The sequence below is a fragment of the Rhodococcus sp. 14-2470-1a genome (assembly GCF_002259425.1).
Lineage (GTDB): Bacteria > Actinomycetota > Actinomycetes > Mycobacteriales > Mycobacteriaceae > Rhodococcoides > Rhodococcoides fascians_E.
Genome location: NZ_NPFZ01000033.1, coordinates 162,055 through 182,030 on the forward strand (window position 1 = coordinate 162,055; position 19,976 = coordinate 182,030).

At 65.1% G+C, this 19,976-nt stretch carries 18 protein-coding genes; 7 read left to right on the forward strand and 11 right to left on the reverse strand.

What is annotated here, in order from left to right:
• The first annotated feature begins 39 nt into the window (after positions 1 to 39).
• Complete coding sequence (locus tag CH292_RS22895; RefSeq protein WP_033189746.1) at positions 40 to 1,023, forward strand: heme A synthase; 984 nt, start codon at positions 40 to 42, stop codon at positions 1,021 to 1,023.
• 120 nt (positions 1,024 to 1,143) lie between these two features.
• Here CH292_RS22895 and CH292_RS22900 read toward each other — a convergent pair whose 3' ends face one another.
• A complete protein-coding gene (locus CH292_RS22900) occupies positions 1,144 to 1,527 on the reverse strand; it encodes a hypothetical protein (protein ID WP_019666347.1) in 384 nt (127 codons plus the stop codon).
• A gap of 73 nt (positions 1,528 to 1,600) precedes the next feature.
• On the opposite strand from CH292_RS22900, the gene CH292_RS22905 reads away from it, so the two are divergent.
• On the forward strand, positions 1,601 to 2,566 hold the full coding sequence (locus tag CH292_RS22905; protein ID WP_179278046.1) for a quinone oxidoreductase: 966 nt from the start codon (positions 1,601 to 1,603) through the stop codon (positions 2,564 to 2,566).
• 7 nt (positions 2,567 to 2,573) lie between these two features.
• Here CH292_RS22905 and CH292_RS22910 read toward each other — a convergent pair whose 3' ends face one another.
• Positions 2,574 to 3,605, reverse strand: coding sequence for a heme o synthase (locus tag CH292_RS22910; protein ID WP_020110113.1), 1,032 nt, complete (start codon positions 3,603 to 3,605; stop codon positions 2,574 to 2,576).
• Between the two features lie 293 nt (positions 3,606 to 3,898).
• Here CH292_RS22910 and tkt point away from each other — a divergent pair, with 293 nt between their 5' ends.
• From tkt to pgl, 5 genes are read left to right on the forward strand one after another with little or no spacing between them, the layout of a single operon-like run.
• The gene (gene tkt, locus CH292_RS22915; protein WP_094655817.1) at positions 3,899 to 5,998 is read left to right on the forward strand and encodes a transketolase; all 2,100 of its coding nucleotides are present in this window, start codon (positions 3,899 to 3,901) and stop codon (positions 5,996 to 5,998) included.
• Between the two features lie 3 nt (positions 5,999 to 6,001).
• Complete coding sequence (gene tal / locus CH292_RS22920) at positions 6,002 to 7,126, forward strand: transaldolase (protein ID WP_019666351.1); 1,125 nt, start codon at positions 6,002 to 6,004, stop codon at positions 7,124 to 7,126.
• 3 nt (positions 7,127 to 7,129) lie between these two features.
• Complete coding sequence (zwf, locus tag CH292_RS22925) at positions 7,130 to 8,686, forward strand: glucose-6-phosphate dehydrogenase (protein ID WP_019666352.1); 1,557 nt, start codon at positions 7,130 to 7,132, stop codon at positions 8,684 to 8,686.
• A complete protein-coding gene (opcA, locus tag CH292_RS22930) occupies positions 8,683 to 9,591 on the forward strand; it encodes a glucose-6-phosphate dehydrogenase assembly protein OpcA (protein ID WP_026348006.1) in 909 nt (302 codons plus the stop codon). Before zwf ends, opcA begins: the two co-directional genes overlap by 4 nt.
• Positions 9,584 to 10,333 (forward strand): 6-phosphogluconolactonase, encoded by a 750-nt coding sequence (gene pgl, locus CH292_RS22935; RefSeq protein ID WP_019666354.1) that lies wholly within the window; start codon positions 9,584 to 9,586, stop codon positions 10,331 to 10,333. Before opcA ends, pgl begins: the two co-directional genes overlap by 8 nt.
• Before the next feature lie 45 nt (positions 10,334 to 10,378).
• Here the strand turns inward: pgl and CH292_RS28990 are convergent, their stop codons facing one another.
• The 9 genes from CH292_RS28990 to rapZ form a co-directional block, all read right to left on the reverse strand.
• Complete coding sequence (locus CH292_RS28990) at positions 10,379 to 10,531, reverse strand: hypothetical protein (RefSeq protein ID WP_020110115.1); 153 nt, start codon at positions 10,529 to 10,531, stop codon at positions 10,379 to 10,381.
• A gap of 64 nt (positions 10,532 to 10,595) precedes the next feature.
• Positions 10,596 to 13,373 carry a phosphoenolpyruvate carboxylase gene (gene ppc, locus CH292_RS22940; RefSeq protein WP_179278056.1) on the reverse strand — a complete coding sequence of 926 codons (2,778 nt, stop codon included), beginning with the start codon at positions 13,371 to 13,373 and terminating at the stop codon, positions 10,596 to 10,598.
• 144 nt (positions 13,374 to 13,517) lie between these two features.
• A complete protein-coding gene (secG, locus tag CH292_RS22945) occupies positions 13,518 to 13,751 on the reverse strand; it encodes a preprotein translocase subunit SecG (RefSeq protein WP_019666357.1) in 234 nt (77 codons plus the stop codon).
• A gap of 127 nt (positions 13,752 to 13,878) precedes the next feature.
• Positions 13,879 to 14,664: a triose-phosphate isomerase gene (gene tpiA, locus CH292_RS22950; protein ID WP_019666358.1), complete on the reverse strand. Its 786-nt coding sequence runs from the start codon at positions 14,662 to 14,664 to the stop codon at positions 13,879 to 13,881.
• 3 nt (positions 14,665 to 14,667) lie between these two features.
• The gene (pgk, locus tag CH292_RS22955; RefSeq protein WP_019666359.1) at positions 14,668 to 15,879 is read right to left on the reverse strand and encodes a phosphoglycerate kinase; all 1,212 of its coding nucleotides are present in this window, start codon (positions 15,877 to 15,879) and stop codon (positions 14,668 to 14,670) included.
• 4 nt (positions 15,880 to 15,883) lie between these two features.
• Entirely contained in the window at positions 15,884 to 16,903 is a 1,020-nt protein-coding gene (gap, locus tag CH292_RS22960) for a type I glyceraldehyde-3-phosphate dehydrogenase (protein ID WP_019666360.1), read from the reverse strand.
• Between the two features lie 157 nt (positions 16,904 to 17,060).
• Positions 17,061 to 18,044, reverse strand: a complete 984-nt coding sequence (gene whiA, locus CH292_RS22965; RefSeq protein ID WP_019666361.1) for a DNA-binding protein WhiA — start codon at positions 18,042 to 18,044, stop codon at positions 17,061 to 17,063.
• The gene (gene yvcK / locus CH292_RS22970) at positions 18,035 to 19,033 is read right to left on the reverse strand and encodes a uridine diphosphate-N-acetylglucosamine-binding protein YvcK (RefSeq protein ID WP_019666362.1); all 999 of its coding nucleotides are present in this window, start codon (positions 19,031 to 19,033) and stop codon (positions 18,035 to 18,037) included. The genes whiA and yvcK overlap by 10 nt, the downstream gene beginning before the upstream one ends.
• Entirely contained in the window at positions 19,030 to 19,956 is a 927-nt protein-coding gene (rapZ, locus tag CH292_RS22975) for an RNase adapter RapZ (RefSeq protein WP_371828079.1), read from the reverse strand. Before rapZ ends, yvcK begins: the two co-directional genes overlap by 4 nt.
• Positions 19,957 to 19,976 lie beyond the last annotated feature (20 nt).

A 19,976-nucleotide genomic window follows, 5' to 3' on the forward strand; every position in this document is an offset into this window, starting at 1 on the left:
AACGACAGCGTGTAGTTGATCGCCGTCTACCATCGCTACGTGCTGTATCGAGCGTATTTGCGCATTGTCGACCGCTTGCCGTTGCCTTCGGTCCGAGCGCAGAAGATCCTGGCGTTCGTCGTCATTCTGACTCAGGGCGGCATCGCCGTGACCGGTGCCATCGTCCGCGTCACCGCGTCGGGCCTGGGCTGCCCGACGTGGCCGCAGTGCTTTCCCGGTAGTTTCACACCCGTCGGAGTCTCGGAAGTACCGGTCCTGCACCAGGCCGTCGAATTCGGCAACCGCCTTCTGACGTTCGTCGTCGTGCTCGCCGCAGCTGCCGTCGTCCTCGCTGTCACCCGCGCCCGCAGGCGCAACAACGTGATTTTGTTCGCGTGGTTCATGCCGTTGGGAACGGTCGTTCAGGCGATCCTGGGCGGCATCACCGTGCTGACCGGACTGTTGTGGTGGACAGTGGCAATCCACCTCCTGGCCTCGATGGCCATGGTGTGGCTCGCAACTCTCCTGTACTTCAAGGTGGCCGAATCCGACGAGGACTCCGTCGTCGTCAAGACGGTCCCCGAACCGCTCCGCCTGTTGACCGCACTGTCCGGTGTCGTCATGGCAGGTGTGTTGGTAGCCGGAACGATGTTGACCGGCGCCGGTCCGCATGCCGGCGACAAGAGCATCGACGAGCCCGTCCCTCGCTTCGAGGTGGAGATCGTCACGCTCGTGCATCTGCACGCACAGCTCCTCGTGGCGTACCTCGCGCTCTTGGTGGGTCTCGGGTTCGGCCTGTACGCGGTCAAGGCGACGCAGAACGTCACGACGAGGTTGAAGGTACTGGTCGCCGTGGTGGTGGCGCAGTCTCTCGTCGGAGTCGTGCAGTATCTGACCGACGTACCCGCTGCACTCGTGGCCATTCACGTGGCAGGAGCAGGCGCTACGACCGCGGCCACCGCTGCTGTCTGGGCAGCGTGCCGAAAGCGGATACCTGCATCCGACGACACTGCCGAACACGCCGAGAAGGTCAGCCCCTCCTGACCGGAGAGACACGAGAGGAGAGGTAGCCGGTCTCCCCCTCAGACGACCGACTACCTCTCCCACTTAGATTTGACGGACCCGAACCCCGATCGGTTCCACCTCCACCGAAAATCTTTCGAACTATTTCTCCAGAGCCGCGTTACGCGCCTTCGGGAATTTAGTCTGGCGAGCAACCCATCCCGCCATCTTGCGGTAATGCCCGGGCGCAGGGGTGACTGCACTGACGAGTTCGCGATCCCACTCCGATTCGGTCAAACCGTCGACGGCGGCGACGAGGGCGTGTGCGACGTCGTTGTTCTCCACGACCTGATCGCCCAACACGCCGTCGGCACCGACCAGGGTGACGCGCGTTCCGGCACGTCCGATCGGTTGGATCACGACATTGCCGGTTCCGCCGTGCTCTCCGACGAACGCCTTGACTGCCGAGAGGGCACCTGCAGGCACCTCGACCTTCGGCTCGGCCGCGTCGGTCTCACGCGATGTTGTCTCTGTTTCGGTCGCCATACTCGAAGACGATACCGCTCGGTAACTTCGTGTGGCCAGAACCCCTGGGAATCGGCAGGTGTACAAAGACACCATGCGTGCACTGGAGATCCGTGAACATGGTGGACCGGAGGTCCTCGTCCCCGTCGACATCGCCGAGCCGACTCCCGGCCCCGGCCAGTTGCTCGTGCGGCTCGAAGCCGCAGGCGTCAACTACATCGACACCTACTTCCGCACCGGCCTGTACAAACGCGAACTGCCGTACGTGCCCGGAGACGAGGGGTCGGGGGTGGTGGAGTCCGTCGGCGACGGGGTCGGCGAGTTCGTCGTCGGTCAGCGCGTTGCCTGGGCGACCGCGCCGGGTAGCTACGCCGAGAAAGTGATCGTTCCGGCGTCGGCCGCGGTAGCGGTACCCGACGGTGTTCCAGCCGAACAGGCCGCATCCGCACTTCTGCAGGGGATGACGGCCCACTATCTCCTGAAGTCGACCTACCCGGCCGCTGCGGGCGACACCGTGCTCGTGCACGCGGGTGCGGGTGGCGTCGGGCTCATCCTCACCCAACTCGCCGTCGCGGCGGGTGTTCGTGTGATCACGACCGTATCGACGGACGCCAAGGCCGAGCTGTCCCGGCAAGCGGGTGCCTCGGAGGTACTGAAGTACACCGACGACGTCCCAGCGCGGGTACGGGAACTGACCGACGGGGAGGGCGCACACGCGGTGTACGACGGTGTGGGCGCCGCGACGTTCGAGCAGAGTCTCGCCTCGCTACGGATCCGCGGGATGCTCGCACTGTTCGGCGCCGCCAGCGGTCCGGTACCGCCGTTCGACCCGCAGCGGCTCAACGGAGCGGGGTCATTGTTTCTCACTCGGCCGACGCTGGCTCATCACATTCGTGATCGACGTGAGCTCGAGTGGCGTGCGGGCGAGGTGTTCAAGGCGATCGCCGACGGAATTCTGAACATTCGAGTGGGTGCGGTGCACCCGCTGTCGGAGGCAGCCACGGCTCATACCGAGCTGGAGGGGCGCCGCACGACGGGCTCGGTGGTACTCGTTCCCTGAGACCGGATCAGGACAGGAGCTGGCTCAGGGTGTCCCACCCGACGACCGAGTCCACGGCCAGGCCGCAGAACACCAACGCCAGGTACTCGTTGGACAGAATGAACAACTTCAACGGCTTGACCGGAGTGCCTGCGCGTACTCCGGCATACAGCCGGTGCGCCACGACGAGGAACCAGATGCCCGACGCCAGGGCCACCGCCGCGTAGATGACTCCCGAACCGGGCGCCAGAGCGAACGTCGCGCCGACTGTGGCCCACGCGTACAGGACGATGTGCTTGGTCACCTTGGTTTCCGATGCCACGGCAGGAAGCATCGGGACGTTGGCCGCCTGATAGTCCTCCTTGTACCGGAGCATGAGGGCCCAGGTGTGTGGCGGAGTCCACAGGAAGATGACCAGGAACATGACGACTGCTTGCCAGCCGATTGTCCCGGTGACGGCGGACCAGCCGATCATCACGGGCATGCAGCCTGCAGCGCCGCCCCAGACGACGTTCTGTGACGTACGGCGCTTGAGGACGAGGGTGTAGACGAAGATGTAGAAGCAGATGGTGACGACCGCGAGGATGCCGCTCAGCAGGTTGGTCGTGAACCACAACCAGAAGAACGAGACGACTCCCAGGGTGACACCGAACACGAACGCGTGCGACACCGGCATCGCGCCGCGTGCGAGCGGGCGTTTGGCCGTGCGGGCCATCACTTTGTCGATATCGGCGTCGGCGACCATGTTCAGGCAGTTGGCCGACGCGGCGGCGAGCATTCCACCGAACAACGTGGTCAGGATCAGACCGGGCTGCACCTGGCCTCGATCTGCGAGAAGCATCGCCGGGATCGTCGTGACGAGCAGAAGTTCGATCACACGCGGCTTGGTGAGCGCGACGTATGCCATGACGAGCGCAAGCGCTCGTCGAGGAGCCGACTTCGGCGGTTCGGCTGCACCGGCCCGATGCCCGTCCTCGGGTCCACCAGCGGATCCGTCGTGCTCGGGATGGCTGGGGCCGCCTGCGAATCCGTGGCCGCCCGGCTGCTGCCCAATTCGCACTACGTCTCCTTGCACGGGCTCGACACTCATGAACGAGCAGCACGCACACCGGCACAGAAACCTGAGGCGAGCGCACTACTACAAGCGATGGTAGACGTGAACCACCTGCACTCCAATTCTCAGGGCACCCAAAGTGAAGAGACGGAGCCCTGTGACGACACAGCCCGGGCTCGACCGGGGGGAAGACACGACAGCCGACCCGGACGGAACTAGGCTGGTGGTCGACGTGTTCGATCTGCGCCAGATCGAGCGCGTTCTGCCTCACTCGTACCAATGTCAGGAGATCTCTGCTCGTGTCGATCACAGACGATATTGACGTCCTCACCACAGCGCACCACCCCAGCGACTGGACGGACCTGGACACCAGGGCGGTCGACACTGTCAGAGTCCTCGCTGCCGACGCAGTGCAGAAGGTCGGCAACGGCCACCCCGGCACCGCGATGAGTCTCGCGCCCCTGGCCTACACCCTCTTCCAGCGGACCATGCGTCACGACCCGAACGACACGCACTGGATCGGGCGCGACCGATTCGTTCTCTCCTGCGGGCACTCGAGCCTGACGCTGTACCTGCAGCTGTACTTGGGTGGCTTCGGTCTCGAACTGGTCGACATCGAGTCGTTGCGCACGTTCAAGTCCAAGACTCCGGGCCACCCGGAGTTCCGCCACACCGACGGTGTGGAGATCACCACCGGACCTCTCGGCCAGGGCTTGGCCTCCGCGGTCGGCATGGCCATGGCGTCGCGTCGCGAGCGCGGTCTGTTCGATCCCGAGCCCGCGCTCGGGACGAGCCCGTTCGACCACTTCATCTACGTCATCGCATCCGACGGCGACATCGAGGAAGGTGTGACGTCGGAGGCGTCCTCGCTCGCCGGCACGCAGCAGCTCGGCAACCTCATCCTGTTCTACGACGACAACAAGATCTCGATCGAGCACGCCACCGACATCGCCTTGTCGGAGAACACCGCCGCACGCTACGAGGCATACGGCTGGCACGTGCAGGTCGTCGAGGGCGGCGAGAACGTCACGGCCATCGAGGAAGCCATCGAGGCCGCGAAGGCCGTGACCGACAAGCCGTCGATCATCGTGCTGCGGACCATCATCGGGTTCCCGGCGCCGACGATGATGAACACCGGCGCAGTTCACGGTGCAGCCCTCGGCGACGAGGAAATCGCCAAGGTCAAGAAGGCACTCGACTTCGACCCGGAAAAGAAGTTCGAGGTCACCGACGAGGTCATCGACCACACGCGCGGACTGCAGGAGCGCGGCCGCAAGGCGCACGCGGAATGGAACACGGAATTCGACGCGTGGGCTGCGCGTGAGCCCGAGCGCAAGAAGTTGCTGGATCGACTGACCGCGGGCGATCTCCCCGAGGGCTGGACCGACGTCCTGCCGACGTGGGAGCCCGGCAGCAAGGCGATCGCGACCCGCGCCGCGTCCGGCGAAGTTCTGAGTGCCGTCGGACCCGTTCTTCCCGAACTGTGGGGCGGATCCGCCGACCTCGCCGGCAGCAACAACACCACCATCAAGGGCGCGAAGTCCTTCGGGCCCACGTCCATCTCCACCGACGACTGGGATGCCGAGCCCTACGGACGGACTCTGCACTTCGGAATCCGTGAGCACGCGATGGGCTCGATCCTGTCCGGCATCGTCATGCACGGGCCGACCCGGGCGTACGGCGGAACGTTCATGCAGTTCAGTGACTACATGCGCCCCGCAGTCCGGCTCGCGTCGCTGATGGACATCGACCCGATCTACGTCTGGACGCACGATTCCATCGGCCTCGGCGAGGACGGCCCGACGCATCAGCCCGTCGAGCACCTCGCCGCACTGCGCGCCATCCCCAACCTGTCCGTCGTCCGTCCGGGCGATGCCAACGAGACGGCGTACGCCTGGCAGTCGACGCTCGCGCGTTCCAGCAGCAGCGGACCCGTCGGCCTGGCACTGACCCGTCAGGGCATCCCGGTCCTCGAGGGCACCAGCTACGAGGGGGTCTCGAAGGGCGGCTACGTCCTCGTCGAGTCGTCGAAGGCTGCTCCGGACGTGATCCTGATCGGAACGGGTTCCGAGCTCCAGTACGCAGTCGAGGCACAGAAGACGCTGGAAGCACAGGGAATCGCCGCACGGGTCGTGTCAATGCCGTGTGTCGAGTGGTTCAACAGCCAGGACCAGAACTACCGCGACCAGGTTCTTCCGCCCACGGTCAAGGCTCGCGTCTCCATCGAAGCGGGCATCGCGATGCCGTGGTACCCGATCGTCGGCGGCTTCGGCGAGATCATCTCGCTCGAGCACTACGGAGAATCCGCCGACGCCAAGACCCTTTTCCGCGAGTACGGATTCACGGCCGACGCAGTGGTCGCCGCCGCGCAGCGCTCCATCACCAACGTGAAGGGATAACCCATGACCCAGAACAAGAACCTCGCAGATCTGTCCGCAGCAGGCGTATCCGTCTGGCTCGACGATCTGTCCCGAGACCGCATCACCTCCGGCAACCTGCAGGAGCTCATCGACAGCAAGAGTGTCGTCGGCGTCACCACCAATCCGTCGATCTTCCAGGCGGCACTGAGCAAGGGCGACGCCTACGACGCCCAGGTCACCGAGCTCGCCGAGCGCGGAGCGGACGTCGACGCGACGATCCGCACCGTCACCACCGACGACGTGCGCAACGCCTGCGACATCTTCGCTCCGATCTACGAGTCCTCGGCAGGCGTCGACGGACGCGTGTCGATCGAGGTCGATCCGCGTCTGGCCCACGACACCGAAAAGACGATCGCGCAGGCCGTCGAGCTGTGGAAGATCGTCGACCGACCCAACGTCCTGATCAAGATCCCCGCGACCGAGGCAGGCATTCCGGCCATTGCCAAGGTCATCGGCGAGGGCATCAGCGTGAACGTCACGCTGATCTTCTCGGTCGAACGCTACGAGGCCGTCATCGGCGCGTACCTGGAGGGCTTGGAAGCTGCACGTGCGGCCGGCCACGACCTGTCGAAGATCCATTCCGTGGCGTCGTTCTTCGTCTCGCGCGTCGACACGGAGATCGACGCCCGGCTGGACAAGATCGGCACGCCCGACGCCGAGGCGCTCAAGGGCAAGGCTGCGCTCGCCAATGCTCGCCTGGCGTACGTCGCCTACCAGCAAGCGTTCGAGGTCGGTCCTCGCTTCCACGAGCTCGCAGGCTCGGGAGCTCGTCCGCAGCGGCCACTGTGGGCATCCACCGGGGTCAAGAACACCGCCTACCCCGACACGCTGTACGTGACCGACCTGGTCTCCCCCAACACCGTCAACACGATGCCGGAGAAGACTCTGGACGCCGTCGCCGACCACGGTGAGGTATCGGGAGACACCATCTCCGGCAAGGGTCCCGAATCGCAGGAAGTCTTCGACCGGCTGTCCGCGATCGGAATCGACGTGACGGACGTGTTCCTCACCCTCGAGAACGAGGGCGTGCAGAAGTTCGAGGCGTCCTGGAGCGAGCTGCTCGAGGCCACCGGCGAGCAGCTGCGTCAAGCAGGCCAGAAGAGCTGAGACGTGGCCACCGCAGAAACCGATCAGAAGGATTCCGCGGAGTGGCACAATCCACTTCGCGATCCACGTGACAAGCGTCTTCCACGGATCGCGGGTCCCTGCAGCCTCGTGATCTTCGGTGTCACCGGCGACCTCGCCCGTAAGAAGCTCATGCCTGCGGTGTACGACCTGGCGAACCGGGGGCTCCTGCCCCCCGGTTTCGCCCTCGTCGGTTTCGCTCGGCGTGATTGGGAGAACGAGGACTTCGCGCAGATCGTGCACGACGCGGTCCGCGATCACGCCCGTACGCCGTTCAGCGAGGAGGTGTGGAACACCCTCGCCGAGGGATTCCGCTTCGTTCAGGGATCGTTCGACGACGACGCAGCGTTCGACACCCTGTCGACCACGCTCGCCGAACTCGACGAAACTCGTGGCACGGGTGGCAATCACGCCTTCTACCTGTCGATTCCCCCCGGCGCCTTCCCTGTCGTTCTGGAACAGCTCTCTCGCTCCGGACTCGCCCAGCGTGAGGAAGGCAAGTGGCGCCGAGTCGTCATCGAGAAGCCTTTCGGTCACGATCTGGACAGCGCCAAGGAACTCAACGCTGTCGTGAACCGAGTGTTCCCCGAGGACACCGTCTTCCGCATCGATCACTACCTGGGCAAGGAAACCGTCCAGAACATTCTGGCTCTGCGCTTCGCGAACCAGTTGTTCGATCCCATCTGGAACGCCCACTACGTCGACCACGTGCAGATCACGATGGCCGAGGACATCGGATTGGGCGGTCGCGCAGGGTATTACGACGGTATCGGCGCGGCCCGGGACGTCATCCAGAACCATTTGCTGCAGTTGCTGGCGATCACGGCGATGGAAGAGCCGGTCAGCTTCAGCCCGTCCGAGCTGCAATCGGAGAAGATCAAGGTTCTCTCCGCCACCAAACCCGCCGAACCGTTCGCCGAGACCACCGCCAGGGGTCAGTACGCAGCCGGGTGGCAGGGCAGCCAGAAGGTCAAGGGACTCAAGGAGGAAGAGGGATTCGACCCCGAGTCGAGCACCGAAACCTACGCCGCCATCACACTCGAGGTCGACACGAGACGCTGGGGCGGAGTTCCGTTCTATCTGCGGACCGGAAAGGCTCTGGGCCGCAGGGTCACCGAGATCGCCATGGTGTTCAAACGTGCGCCACACCTGCCGTTCGACGCCACCATGACCGAGGAGCTCGGTCAGAATGCGCTCGTGATCAGGGTCCAGCCCGACGAGGGCGTGACCATGCGATTCGGTTCGAAGGTGCCCGGGTCGAGCATGCAGGTTCGCGACGTCAGCATGGACTTCAGCTATGGCCAGGCGTTCACCGAATCTTCGCCGGAGGCGTACGAACGGCTCATCCTCGACGTTCTGCTCGGGGAACCGTCGCTGTTCCCCGTCAATGCCGAGGTCGAGTTGTCCTGGAAGATCCTGGACCCGATTCTCGACTTCTGGGCGTCGGGCGGCACCGCTGAACCGTACGAGGCAGGCACCTGGGGTCCGGCGACCGCCGACGAGATGATGCAACGTACCGGACGCGAATGGAGAAGGCCGTGATTGTCGACATTCCCTCGACGACGACAGCCGAGGTGGGAAAGCAGCTGGTCTCGCTCCGGGAGTCCGGCGGTGCCGTGACCATCGGGCGTGTGTTGACGCTGATCGTCGTCAGCAAGGACGCCACGAAAGCGGAGACCGCGATAGCTGCGGCGAACGAGGCATCCCGGGAGCATCCGTGCCGCGTCATCGTGCTCATCCACGGTGACCGGTCCGCGGAGTCGAGCCTCGACGCACAGATTCGTGTCGGAGGTGACGCAGGAGCGTCCGAGGTCGTCGTCCTTCGCCTGAACGGCGAACTGGCAGATCACGAGCACAGCGTCGTCATACCGTTCCTGCTGCCGGACACACCGATCGTCGCCTGGTGGCCCAACGAAGCACCTGCCGTTCCTGCTCAGGATCCCCTGGGGCGCCTCGCGATTCGCCGTATCACCGATGCGACCAACGCACCGGACACGACGGCTGCGATCAAGAGCAGGTTGTCCAGTTACACCGACGGCGACACCGACCTGTCGTGGAGCCGAATCACCTACTGGCGTGGGCTTCTTGCCACGGCACTGGATCAGGCACCGCACGAATCCGTCGTCTCCGCGGTGGTGTCCGGTCTGGCCGAGGAGCCGGCGCTGGACATCCTCGCCGGTTGGCTCGCGGCCAAGCTGGAGGTTCCGGTGCATCGTCGAACGGGTGAGCTGAAGGTCGTGCTGGATCGCGAGACCACCAGCATCTCCATCACCCGCCCGCAGACCGGAAAAACCGCCACGCTGCGCAGAACCGGCCAACCCGACGCGGAGGTCGCGCTTGCTCGACGTGGAACCCGCGAGTGCTTGGCCGAGGAGCTCAGGCGCCTCGATACCGACGAAATCTACGAACTGGCCTTGAAAGGTCTGTCGAAGGTGAGCTATGAGTAAGAAATCCGTCCTGCAGTTTCTCGACGCGCAGTCATTGGTCGACGCAGCTCGATCCCGCTTCGTCGACGTGGTCGTGGCCGCTCAGGCCGAACGCGGCGTCGCATCGGTCGTGCTGACCGGCGGCGGCACCGGCGTCGCGCTTCTCGAGGCCCTCCGCGCGGATTCCGGGGCCATCGACTGGGGACAGGTCGACATCTACTTCGGCGACGAACGGTTCCTTCCCGCAGGCGATCCCGAACGCAACGAAGTGCAGGCATCGGAGGCACTGCTCGAGCACGTGGGTGTGCACCCGGACCGCGTGTTTCGCATGGCGGCGTCGGACGGGCCGCACGGCAGTGATCCCGAGGTGGCTGCGGCAACGTACGCGCAGATCCTCGGTGCCCGCTCGAACGGTGAGCACACACCGGAATTCGACGTGCATCTCCTCGGCATGGGCGGTGAGGGACACATCAATTCGCTGTTCCCGCACACCGACGCCGTTCGCGAACAGCACCGGTACGTGGTGGCCGTCGAGGATTCACCGAAACCGCCGCCGGTGAGAATCACGCTCACGTTGCCCGCTGTCCGACGTGCGAAGCACGTCTGGCTCCTGGTGTCCGGGGACGCCAAGGCCGACGCGGTGGCCGCTGCAGTGGGCGGCGCCGACTCCGATGACGTCCCGTCGGCGGGCGCCGTCGGATCCGAATCGACCGTGTGGTTCCTCGATGCAGGCGCGGCGTCGAAGCTGGAGAACAGCAACTAGATTCGAGCCACGACCGACTGTCCGGCGGCGCCGGTACCCGATTCCTCACAGGGTACCGGCGCCGTCGGCGTCGGTGTCGCGTGTGGTCGCCGTCTCGTCGGCGTCCTTCTCCACGGGCGGTGTCCGCCTCCTCGACTGCGCAGAACGGTACGCCGAGCCGTCGCGCCAGGATTTGGCATCGGATGTGCACTGCCTCATACCTAGTCAGACGCAGCCGGCACGGCGACGGTTCCCGAGTCGACGACGGCGGAACCGCAGGTGACTACCCGCTGTTGCGCAGAGCAGTCGCCAAACCGTTCATCGTCAGCAGGATGCCGCGTTTGACGCGCTCTTCCTCGTCACCGGCGCGGTAGCGGCGCAGCATCTCGACCTGCATCTGATTGAGGGGCTCGAGGTACGGGAACCGGTTGTGGACCGACCGTTCCAGGGCCGGATTGTCCTCGAGCAACCTCGAGTGTCCGGTGATGGAGAGGTACATCTCGATGGTCTTCGCATGCTCTGCTTCGATCATTCCGAAGATCCTGGTGCGCAGTTCCGTATCCGGGACGAGTTCGGAGTAACGAGCAGCGATCCCCAGATCCGATTTGGCCATGACCTGCGCGAGGTTCGACAGTACCGTTTGGAAGAACGGCCACTTCCGATATAGGTCCGTCAGTACCGCCAGCTTGTCGTCGTCGCCGCCGACCCATTCCTCGAACGCCGTACCGGTTCCGTACCAGCCGGGCAGCATCACACGGCACTGGCTCCAGGACATCACCCATGGGATCGCGCGCAGGTCGTACACCGAATTGGTCGGCTTGCGTGACGCGGGGCGGCTTCCGATGTTGAGCTCTCCCACCTCCGCAACCGGAGTGGACATGCGGAAGTACTCTACGAATCCGGGCTCCTCGTGCACGAGCCGGCCGTACGCAGCGCGGGCTTTCGCAGCCAGGTCGTCGAGCACCTCGTAGGCAGGCTCGGCACCGTCGCCGAGACCTTCCACGTCGAGGAGGGTCGATTCGAGCGTGCCCGCCACCAGCGATTCGAGGTTGCGGCGCGCCATGGACGGCTCGGCGTACTTGGCGGCGATGATCTCGCCCTGCTCGGTCAGACGCAGCGACCCCTGCACGACGCCCGGAGGCTGCGCGAGGATGGCGTCGTAGCTCGGACCGCCGCCGCGACCGACGGTGCCGCCACGACCGTGGAACAGCCGCAACCGAATTCCGGTCTTCCGCGACGCCTCGAGCAGATCCAGTTCGGCGCGGTACAACGCCCAGTTGGCGGCGAGGTATCCGCCGTCCTTGTTCGAGTCCGAGTAACCGAGCATCACTTCCTGGTTCATCCCGCGGCCCGCGACGAGAGCCCGGTAGACCGGAACGTCGAGGGTGGCCACGAGCGTGGCCGCACCCTGCTGCAGGTCCTCGATGGTCTCGAACAGGGGCACGACGCCCACCGTCGACGTCGGGGCGGATCCGTCGGTGCCGGGGTCGAAGATCCCGGCCTCCTTCAGCAGCAGGGCCGCCTCGAGCATGTCGCTCACCGACTGGCACATGCTGATGATGTAGTTCTGGATCGTGTCGGGCCCGAGGTGATCGATGGCCACCTTCGCAGCGCGCACGATACCGAGCTCCTTGGTCGCGAGCTCGCTCAGCTGAGCTGTCGGACCCACGAGGGGACGACGAGTGGTCAGCTCGCGGGACAGAAGAGCCACCCGCGCGTTCTCGTCGAGCGAGGCGTAATCGGAGTGCACGCCGGCCCAGGACAGGAGTTCGGCGACGACTTCCTCGTGCGTCTCCGAGTTCTGGCGCATGTCCAGAGCCTGCAGGTGGAATCCGAACGTCTCGACGGCCTGACGCAGCGCCAGCAGACGATCATCGGCGATGAGCGCATCACCGTCGGCGCGCAGCGCCCGGTCGATCGTGTCGAGATCGTTCAATACGTCCTGGGGCGCGGCATACGGGATGGATCCGACGTCGAGTCCGGCGACGGGAACGGAGTCGAGAACCCGGGCGGCGGTGGCCGTCAGGCGTGCTCGGATCCCGCGAACCGCAACGCGATACGGCTCGTCGTTGCGGTTGTCGGCGGGATCGCCTGCTTCTGCCGCCAACGTCAGCAGTTCGTCGCTGACCGCGACGAGACGCACGGACATCGACAGTTCTTTCTCGAGCGCGACGAGCTCGTCCAGGTAATGAGCGAACGCGGTGTACCCGGCCTGATGTGTCGCGGTGTGCACGACCTCGGCCGTGACGTTCGGATTACCGTCGCGGTCTCCGCCGATCCACGAACCGGGACGAAGAATGGGCTGCGGCAGCAGGTCGCTCGACGGCCACCTCTGGCGGAGAGCCGCACGGACGTCCGCGTTGAGCGCCGGAATGACGTCGAACAGTGACGTCTCGAAGTAGCGGAGGCCCACCTCGATCTCGTCCTGAATTCGGAGCCGTGACAACCTGATCAAGGCCGTCTCCCACAACGTCAGAACCTGGCGACGGATCTGAATGTCCACCGCAGCAAGCTCTTTGGCGGCACTCGACGCCTTGTTCGCCGCCGCGGACGAGGCAACCTCGCGCCGTCGCATGAGCTCGGTGATCCTGGATTGAACATCGAACACCGTCCGTCGACGCGTTTCCGTCGGATGCGCAGTGATGACCGGGGCCACCAGTGCATCAGTCAGCGCGTCGGCCACCTGCTGCTGGGTGAGGTCGGCGGAATCGAGTTTGATCCACGTCGCGTCGAGGCTGCTGTCCTGAGGCGGATCCTCGCGATCGAGGTGAATTGCGCGACGGCGCTCGCGGTGCAGGTCCTCGGCGAGGTTGGCCAGCAGCGAGAAATGACTGAACGCACGAATGAGCGGAACTGCCTGCGACACGTCGAGATCTGCGTAGATCCCGAGTGAATCGTCGCGCTCGCCCTCCGAGCGGCGGACGGCGAAGGATTCGACGCGGGCACGTTCGACGAGGTCGAACACGGCGGGTCCTTCGTGCTCGCGGATGATGTCACCGAGAATTCCACCGAGGTATCGAATGTCTTCCCGCAGCGGCTCGGTCAACTCACGACCTTGCATCGTGGGTGTGACGAAGGCGGGAGATCCTGACGACTCCAAAGGGGTTTCGCTCATCCCCCGATTATCGTGCACCCACCGGTGTCATGCAGCCCGAGGTCCTGTTCGGGCCCGGCACCGACACATGATATGTAAGGACAAACCCGATCAGGAGAACTTGATCTCCAGGCCGATTCCGAGGATTGCGATCAGCCACACGACGCCGGTGAAGATGGTCAACCGATCCAGGTTCTTCTCCACGACCGTCGAGCTCGACAGAGACGACTGGACACCGCCGCCGAACAGACTGGACAGGCCGCCACCCTTGCCCCGGTGCAGCAGCACCAGAAGAATCAGCGCCAAACTGGTGACCACCAGCAAAATATCCAGGAACAGTTCCATGTCCGCCTCACAATAGTCTCAGCTCACAACCCGTGACAGCCTACCTGCACGACGCACATTGCCGTGTCACCGCCTCGGTGGCGGTGACACGGCAAGGTCCGATGTACGGCTCGACCAGCTGCTGCGATCAGGGCAGAGGGCCACCCGCGGCGATTGCCGACAATGTGGCGAACTCGTCCGCCTTGAGGGAGGCTCCACCGACGAGCGCACCGTCGACGTCGGGCTGGCCGACGATCTCGCCCACGTTCTTCGCGTTGACGGAGCCGCCGTAGAGGACCCGCACGCCCGCCGCCACCTCTGCGGAGGCGAGCGTCTTCAGCTCCTCGCGGATTGCCGAGCACACTTCCTGCGCGTCCGCGGCACTGGCCACTCGACCGGTGCCGATCGCCCACACCGGCTCGTAGGCGACCACGACCTTCGCGATGTCCTCGGCCGACAACCCGGCCAGCGAACCACGAAGCTGCGTGATGTTGTACGAGACGTGCTCGCCAGCCTCACGGATGTTGAGGCCCTCACCGATGCACACGATCGGTGTGAGTCCGTGCTTCAGTGCAGCCTTGGTCTTGGCTGCGACCGCGGCGTCGTCCTCGCTGTGCAGGGTTCGACGCTCGGAGTGCCCGACGACAGCGAACGTGCAACCGAGCTTCGCGAGCATCGACCCACTGATCTCACCGGTGTATGCGCCGGACTCCTGTGCGGAGACGTCCTGCGCGCCGTAGGTGAGCAGGAGCTTGTCGCCCTCGATGAGCGTCTGCACACTGCGGATGTCCGTGAACGGCGGAATGACCGTCACGTCCACCTTGTCGAAGTACTTCGCGGGCAGCGAGAACGCGATCTTCTGCACCAGCGAGATCGCCTCGAGGTGGTTCAGATTCATTTTCCAGTTGCCTGCGATGAGCGGCTTACGTGCCATGGTTCATCCCTCCAGCGCTGCGATGCCGGGAAGCTGCTTGCCCTCGAGGTATTCGAGAGATGCACCGCCTCCGGTCGAGATGTGCGAGAAGCCGTCGTCGGACAGTCCCAGTGCACGGACGGCGGCTGCGGAGTCCCCGCCGCCGACGACGCTGAACGCGCCCTTCTCGGTGGCACCGACGATTGCCTCGGCGATGCCCCGCGTTCCTGCGGAGAACTTCTCGAACTCGAAGACACCGGCCGGGCCGTTCCAGAAGATCGTCTTCGCGTTCGCGAGCACGACGGTGAATCGGCTGACGGACTCCGGCCCGATGTCCAGTCCCATCCAACCGTCCGGGATCTCGGATGCGGCAACGGTCTTGGCTTCGGCGTCCTTCGAGAACGAGTCACCCACGACGATGTCGACCGGCAGGTGGATGACATCGCCGAACCGCTCGAGCAGGTCCTTGCAGACGTCGATCTGGTCTTCCTGCAGAAGCGAAGAACCGACCGAGTAGCCCTGTGCGGCAAGGAAAGTGAACGCCATGCCGCCGCCGATGACCAAAGTGTCGACCTTGGGTGCGAGCGCCTCGATGACACCCAACTTGTCCGAGACCTTCGACCCGCCGAGCACGACCGCGTACGGGCGTGCCGGATCCTCCGTCAACTTGGCCAGCACGTCGACCTCGGTGGCCACCAGACCACCTGCGTACGACGGAAGCAGTTTCGCCACGTCGTACACCGAAGCCTGCTTGCGGTGCACGACGCCGAAGCCGTCGGACACGAAAGCACCCTCACCGTCGGTGAGCGCGACCAACTCGGCTGCCAGCTGAGCACGCTCGGCCTCGTCCTTGCTGGTCTCACGCGGATCGAACCGGATGTTCTCCAGCAGCAGTACGTCGCCGTCGGTCAGCCCTTCGGCACGAGCCTGAGCATCCTGGCCGACGACGTCGCCCGCCAACTGAACGTGGCGACCGAGCAGTTCCCCGAGCTTCGACGCCACCGGCGCGAGCGAGTACTTCGCCTCGGGCTTGCCGTCCGGCCGGCCGAGGTGTGCGGTGACGATGAGCTTCGCACCGGCGTCGAGCAGTGCGTTCAACGTCGGAAGCGATGCGACGATGCGACCGGGATCGGTGATGACACCGTTCTCGATCGGCACGTTGAAGTCCGAGCGCACCAGAACCGGGCGACCCGACACGCCGGCGTCGATCAGGTCCTGCAGAGTCTTGACTGCCATGTGATCAGAGGGACTTTCCGACGAGACCGATGAGGTCGGCCAGGCGGTTGGAGTAGCCCCACTCGTTGTCGTACCAGGACACGATCTTGACCTGGTCGTCGATGACCTTGGTCAGCGGTGCGTCGAAGATCGACGAGTGCGGGTCGGTGACGATGTCCGAGGACACGATCGGGTCGGTGCTGTACTTCAGGATGCCCTTCAGCGGGCCTTCCGCTGCTGCCTTCATGGCGGCGTTGATCTCGTCGACGGATGCCGACTTCTTCAGGTTCGCCGTGAGGTCGGTGACCGAGCCGGTCGGGATCGGCACCCGCAGTGCGTATCCGTCGAGCTTGCCGAGAAGCTGCGGGAGCACCAGGCCGATGGCCTTTGCCGCGCCGGTGCCGGTGGGGACGACGTTGAGGGCCGCTGCGCGTGCGCGACGCAGGTCGCTGTGCGGGCCGTCCTGCAGGTTCTGGTCCTGCGTGTACGCGTGCACCGTGGTCATGAGCCCCTTGACGATGCCGAACTCGTCGTCGAGGACCTTGGCAATGGGGCCGAGGCAGTTGGTGGTGCACGACGCGTTGGAGATGATGTTCTGGCTGCCGTCGTACTTGTCGTCGTTGACGCCCATGACGATCGTGATGTCCTCACCCTTGGCAGGTGCGGAGATGATGACCTTCTTGGCGCCTGCGTCGAGGTGGCCCTTGGCCTTCGAGGCGTCGGTGAAGATACCCGTGGACTCGACTACGACGTCGACGCCCAGGTCACCCCACGGGAGAGCCGACGGTCCCTCGCGCAGCGACAACGCCTTGATCTTCTGATCGCCGACGACGATGGTGTCGTCGCCTTCGAGGCTGACGTCGTGCGGCAGACGGCCCAGGATCGAGTCGTACTTCAACAGGTGCGCCAGGGATGCGTTGTCGGTGAGGTCGTTGACAGCCACGATCTCGATGTCGGTGGTGCCCAGAGCTTTCTGCGCATCGACTGCCCTGAAGAAGTTACGTCCGATGCGGCCGAAGCCGTTCACGCCTACCCGGATCGTCACTGTTCGCTCCTAAGTTGTTGAACCGATTGTCGTATTTCGCGCATGGGGCAAGTCCCTACGTGCGTTTTCCACCCTAGTGTGCGCACTGCATTCGCGCGCGCATCACCCTCCACCTGCAGTTATCCGAGCAGTCGCGTCGTCGGCTCTCGCCGGTGCCTCAGGCCTCGTCGAGCAACTCGGCGGTGACGGCGGACTCGGTGTCCGGAATGCCGGTGTCCTTCGCCTTTCGATCCGCCATGGACAGCAACCTGCGGATACGTCCGGCGACCGCATCCTTGGTCATCGGTGGGTCCGCGAGTTGGCCGAGTTCTTCGAGCGATGCCTGTCGATGCTGGACGCGCAGCGACCCGGCCGCAGCCAGATGATCCGGCACGTCTTCGCCGAGAATCTGCAGCGCACGTTCGACCCGCGCCGCCGCGGCCACGGCGGCTCTCGCCGACCGGCGCAGGTTGGCGTCGTCGAAGTTGGCCAGCCGGTTGGCGGTGGCACGCACCTCACGACGCATGCGCCGTTCTTCCCAGACGAGCCTGGTGTCCTGCGCTCCCATGCGTGTGAGCAGCGCGCCGATGGCTTCTCCGTCCCGCACGACGACTCGGTCGGTGCCTCGCACTTCCCGTGCCTTGGCGACGACGCCGAGGCGGCGAGCTGCACCGACCAGTGCCAGTGCGGCCTCGGGACCGGGGCAGCTGATCTCGAGTGCCGAGGACCTACCCGGCTCCGTCAGAGAACCGTGAGCCAGGAACGCCCCGCGCCACGCTGCTTCGGCGTCACCGACCGTGCCGCCGACCACCTGAGCGGGCAGCCCTCGGACGGGACGTCCACGCATGTCGAGAAGTCCGGTCTGGCGGGCGAGTGCCTCGCCGTCCTTGGCCACTCGGACGACGTACCGCGAGCTCTTCCTCAGACCACCGGCGCTGAGAACGTGGACGTCGGACGTGTACCCGTAGAGGTCCAGGATCTCGCGGCGCAGTCGGCGTGCTGTCGAACCGAGGTCGACTTCCGCCTCGACGACTACTCGTCCGGCAACGATGTGAAGCCCGCCGGCGAAACGCAGCAGCGCCGACACTTCGGCCCTCCTGCAGCTCACCTGGGTGACAGCGAGCCTGCTCAGCTCGTCCTTCACCTCAGCTGTCATGGCCACGAAGTGATCCCCTCTCTGCGCGGCCCGTCGGACGCGTCGTTCTCCTGCGAGGAGACGATGCTACCGAGAGCCGCAGCCAACTTTCCGAAATGATGTGCGTGGGTGCCCGGTTCCGCGACGTCCACGTAGACGACGTCGGCTCCCAACCGTGCTGCCGCTCGGGCGAGATGCTCGCGTTCGCCACCGGCCGGGACGAACGCGGAGTCGACGACGATGTGGTCGACCCTGAAATCCGGTGCGTGCTGGGACAGTACGTGCAGGTGCCGCTCGGCGGAGAATCCGGTCGTCTCCCCCAATTCCGGTGCCAGATTGAGTACGAGCACCTTGACCGCGGACGACCGTGCCAATGCGGCCAGCAGATCCGGGACGAGTACGTGGGGAATCACACTCGAGAACCACGACCCCGGTCCGAGTACGACCAGATCGGCCTCGTCGATGGCGCGAACCGCTTCGGGCGTCGCTGGCGGATCCGACGGTAGGAGTCGTACGCGCCTGACCTTGCCCGGTGTCGTCGCGACGGCGACCTGTCCGCGGATGACGCGCGACACCCTTGGATCGTCCTCCAAGCCCGAGACGTCGGCCTCGATGTCCAGCGGGATCGGTGCCATCGGCACGACGCGGCCCTCGATTCCGAGCAGGCGCGCTGCTTCGTCCAACGCGAGCACCGTGTCACCGAGAACCTCCGTCAGGCCCGCGAGGATCAGGTTCCCGACGGAATGGCCCGCGAGCGCACCCGATCCACCGAACCGATGCTGCATGACGTCCGCCCACATGCGCGTGCGTTGTTCCTCCGACGACAGCGCTGCCAGCGCCATACGGAGGTCGCCCGGCGGGACCATCCCGAGCTCCGCGCGGAGCCGGCCCGAGGACCCACCGTCGTCCGCGACGGTGACGATTGCTGTCACGTGCGATGCGAGCCTGCGTGCCGCGCTGAGCGTTGCGTACAGACCGTGTCCACCGCCGAGGGCGACGACTTTCATGTCGCTCATTCGCGGCCCGCGTCTCGGTGCAGCACCCGCACCGACAAGTCTTTCTCTCGCGCCAGCATGTCTGCCAGCGCTTCTGTCATTGCCACACTTCGATGCTTGCCACCCGTACACCCGACCGCGACGGTCATGTAGCTCTTGCCCTCCCTGCGATACCCGTCGACGGTCAAGTGCAACAAGTGCCGAAAGGTCTGCAGGTAGTCCTGGGCACCGTCTTGACCCAGGACGTAATCACGCACTGCAGGCTCTTTGCCAGTATGTTCTCGCAACTCGGGAACCCAGTGCGGATTCGGCAGAAATCTCACGTCGCACACCAGATCGGAATCGATCGGCAGACCGTATTTGAAGCCGAAGGACTGGACGGTCACACCGATCACCGCGATGTCGGTTCCTCCGAACGACGCCTCCACTCGGCGACGTAGTTGATGCACCGACAGCGATGTCGTGTCCACGACGACGTCCGCGACGGATTTCACCTCGGCGAGCCGGGCACGTTCGGCGTGAATCCCCTCGGACAGGGTGCCGTCCTGGCCGTCGTTCTGTAGTGGGTGGCTTCGGCGGTTGGATTCGAACCGTTGGATCAGCACCGCATCCGCGGCCTCCAGGAACAGGACTCGGTTCCGTATGCCCCGTGAGTTCAGTTCACGAACGACCCATCCGAGGTCACCGGTGAACAGTCGGCTGCGGACGTCCATCACCAGTGCGAGGCGTTCGAGCGGAGGTTCCGAGGCGAGCGCCACGTCGATCATCTTCGAGATCAACTCGGGTGGCAGGTTGTCCGCCACATACCACCCCAGGTCCTCGAGAACCTTCGCGGCCGTGCGCAGACCCGCACCGGACAGACCGGTCACGAGCGCAACCTCGATAGCATGAACTGCGGTCGCTCGAACTGCGGTGGCTGGAATCGCGTCCGGTCGTGCGTCCACGTCTCCAACCGGGTCCGCTT